The 3,327-nt window shown below is 75.2% G+C and carries 3 protein-coding genes and 1 pseudogene; 2 read left to right on the forward strand and 2 right to left on the reverse strand.

Going from position 1 to position 3,327, the window contains the following annotated elements; translation table 11 throughout:
- Both AC2W7G_RS12265 and AC2W7G_RS12270 read right to left on the reverse strand, forming a co-directional pair.
- Window positions 1-1,114, reverse strand: a 1,114-nt coding sequence (locus AC2W7G_RS12265; protein WP_485868689.1) for a chromosome segregation SMC family protein, incomplete at its 3' end; no start/stop codon positions are given.
- 94 nt (window positions 1,115-1,208) lie between these two features.
- Window positions 1,209-1,406 (reverse strand): hypothetical protein, encoded by a 198-nt coding sequence (locus tag AC2W7G_RS12270; RefSeq protein WP_485868690.1) that lies wholly within the window; start codon window positions 1,404-1,406, stop codon window positions 1,209-1,211.
- Between the two features lie 413 nt (window positions 1,407-1,819).
- On the opposite strand from AC2W7G_RS12270, the pseudogene AC2W7G_RS12275 reads away from it, so the two are divergent.
- Window positions 1,820-2,896: pseudogene (locus AC2W7G_RS12275) on the forward strand (PH domain-containing protein); the annotation flags it as partial.
- 308 nt (window positions 2,897-3,204) lie between these two features.
- Window positions 3,205-3,327, forward strand: a 123-nt coding sequence (locus tag AC2W7G_RS12280) for a PH domain-containing protein (protein WP_485868691.1), incomplete at its 3' end; no start/stop codon positions are given.

Genomic DNA, 3,327 nt, shown 5'->3' on the forward strand with positions numbered 1-3,327 from the left:
GATGTCGACGTACTGCCGTCTCCGCTCCCGCGCGCGCGACGGCCTGCTCGAGCTCGCCGGACGCCTGCGCGACCGCCTCCCGCAGCGCGTCGAGGCGCGACTGGATCTCGTCGGCGTCGGCCTCGATGTCCTCGGGTCGCGGCCCTGCGGCCGGTCGTCGGCCTGCGACGTGGCCATGCGGACGCGCTCCTGCGCCAGGTTGAGCGTGCCGCGGATGCGCTCGCGCAGCCCGGAGAGCTGGTACCAGGTCTCCTGCGCCGCCGAGAGCGCCGGCGAGTCGGCGGCCAGCCGCTCCTCGACCTCGGCCTCGGCCTGCCGGGCCTGGGCGATCGCGGCCTCGACCGCCTCGCATCGCTCCCGCAGGGCCGACTCGTCGGCCAGCTCGGTCTGCAGCTGCTCCAGCGCCGTGGCCAAGGTCGTCGGCGAGCAGGCGGGCGCGGGCGTCGCGGACGTCGGCCTGGATGACGACCGCCCGGCGCGCCACCTCGGCCTGGCGGCCCAGCGGCTTGAGCTGGCGGCGCAGCTCGGTGAGCAGGTCCTGCAGGCGCGTCAGGTTCCCCTGCGTCGCCTCCAGCTTGCGCAGCGCCTTCTCCTTGCGCTTGCGGTGCTTGAGGACGCCGGCCGCCTCCTCGACGAAGCCGCGGCGCTCCTCGGGGGTGGCGCGCAGGACGCTGTCGAGCTGGCCCTGGCCGACGACGACGTGCATCTCGCGACCGATGCCCGAGTCGCTCAGCAGCTCCTGGACGTCCAGCAGACGGCACGAGCTGCCGTTGATGGCGTACTCGCTGCCGCCGTTGCGGAACAGCGTCCGCGAGATGGTGACCTCGGAGTACTCGATCGGCAGGGCGCCGTCGGTGTTGTCGATCGTCAGGACGACCTCGGCCCGGCCCAGCGGCGGGCGGCCGGAGGTGCCGGCGAAGATGACGTCCTCCATCTTGCCGCCGCGCAGGCTCTTGGCCCCCTGCTCGCCCATGACCCAGGCGAGGGCGTCGACGACGTTGGACTTGCCCGAGCCGTTGGGACCCACCACCGCCGTGATGCCGGGCTCGAGCTGCAGGGTCGTCGAGGACGCGAACGACTTGAACCCACGGATCGTGAGGCTCTTCAGGTACAACGGACGCTCCTGCCAGGCGGTGGTGGGATCACCTTAGTGGCCCCCGAACGCCGGGCGTGGCAGGTCCGGGCCACCGCGTGGTGGCCCGACGGGCTCAGTGCGAGACGGTCTCGAGCAGGTCGTCGGGGTTCAGCGCCTCGACCCGCTCGCTCAGCGCCGCGTTGAGCGCGTCGTTCTCGGACTGCAGGCGGGCGACCTCGGCCTGGAGGTCGGCGACGCGGCGACGCAGGGTCGCGAGCTCGTACTGGTGCTGTGCCGGGGCGCCGACGGCGCCGAGGAGGGCCTTGGCCATGGGTGAAGTCTCCGAGGATCCTGGTGGTGAGGGAGCCGCGGGTCGCGCGATCTCCGTCTGCCAGTATCGCCCCGCGGACCTCGGGGGGTCAACCTGGCCGGGGGCCGGCCGCGGACCGGTACGGTCGGCGGGTGACCGACCTCTTCGCCGCGCCCCAGGGCACCTGGCAGCGCGTCTCCCCCGCCCTGGCCACGCGCGACCGGCTGGTGGCCGTGCTGGTGGCCGTCCCGCTGGTCCTCATCGGGGTGGGCCTCCTCGTCGTCCCCGACCTGGCGGTCTGGGTGCGCGTCATCGGGGCGGTCGTCCTGGTCGCCGGTGCCGTCGAGCTCGCCGCCGCGTGGGCCGTCGCCGGACGCCAGCAGGCCCGGTGGGGCTACCGCGAGTCCGACGAGGAGCTGGTCATCACGTCCGGCGTGCTGTTCCGCTCGCTGACGGTGGTGCCGTACGGCCGGCTGCAGTACGTCGACGTCGAGGCCGGCCCGCTGCAGCGCCGGCTCGGCATCGCCACCATCACGGTCCACACCGCGAGCCCGCGCACCGCGGCGACGCTGCCCGGCCTGCCGACCGACGAGGCGGCTCGCCTGCGCGACGTCCTGACCGCCGCGTGCGGGAGCGGGGCGCCGGTGTCTGACCGCGAGGGTCGCGCACCACCCGCTCACCCGCTCGCCGAGGGCGCCACGGCCGCGCGCTGGGTCGTGGGCCTGGTCGTCGTCGCGCTGGTGACCGGCGAGTCGTGGATCCGGCACGTCCCCTGGTGGGGCGTGCTCGCCGGCGGCGTCGCGCTCGTGGTCGGCGCGGCCGCCCTCACCGCCGGGTCGTGGTGGTTCACCCGGTACGTCCTCGACGCCACCGAGCTGCGCCAGACCAGCGGGATGCTCGTGCACACCTCGCGCCGCGTGCCCTACGAGCGCATCCAGTCCGTCGACGTCACCGAGCCGTTCGTCGCGCGGCTGCTCGGGCTCGCCCAGCTGGAGGTCGAGAGCGCCGGCGGCTCGGACTCGACCACGACGCTGAAGTACCTCCCGCTGCGCGAGGCCCGGCACATGCGCGCGTGGCTGCTCGAGCGGGCCGGGTCGGCCCCTGCGGACGCGCACACCGGTGCCGAGCCCGTCCCCTCCGCCGACGCCGACGCGTCCCCCGACGCGTCCCCCGCCGCGACCACCACCGACGAGGTCGTCGTCGTGCCGCTCGGGCGCCTGGTGCTCGCGACCTTCCTGCGGCTGGACGTCGCCCTGCTCACCGCGGCGGTCGTGGTCATGGTGCTCGGGGGCGTCGTCGTGGGCCTCCTCGCCGGGACGTGGGGCGTGATCGCCGCGGCCTTCCCCTTCGCGCTCGGCCTCGGCCAGACGCTCATGACCCGCGTCGTCCAGAACTGGGGCTTCACCCTGGAGCGCCGCGGCCGCACGCTACGCATCGAGCGGGGCCTGCTCTCGCGCGTCTCGCAGACCGTCCCCGTCGACCGCGTGCAGGGGCTCATCGTCGCTGAGCCGCTCGTGTGGCGCCGCCTCGGCTGGGCCCAGCTCGAGGTCGACGTGGCCGGCTACGGGGCTCCCAGCGCCGGCGACGACGCCCTGGAGGACCGCGCCACCCTGCTGCCGGTCGCCCTGCGTCCCGAGGCGATGGCGCTCGTCGCCCGCCTCCTCGACGGCGTGGACGTCGAGGCCGTCCCCCGCACGCCGGCCACCCGGCGCGCGCGTCCGCTCGACCCGCTGCAGTGGAGCCGTCGCTGGCTCGGCCTGGACGAGCGGGTGCTGGTGTCGCGGCGCGGGCGCTGCGGCTCGTCACCCACGTGGCACCGGTGCGCAAGATCCAGTCCGCGGCCATCACGCAGGGTCCGCTGCAGCGCCGCCTCGGGCTGGCGACGCTCGAGGTGCACGCCCCGCCGGGGCCGCTGCTGCCGACGCCGAGAACCTCGACGCCG

Source organism: Aeromicrobium sp. PFPM2_SD2 (assembly GCF_057364525.1).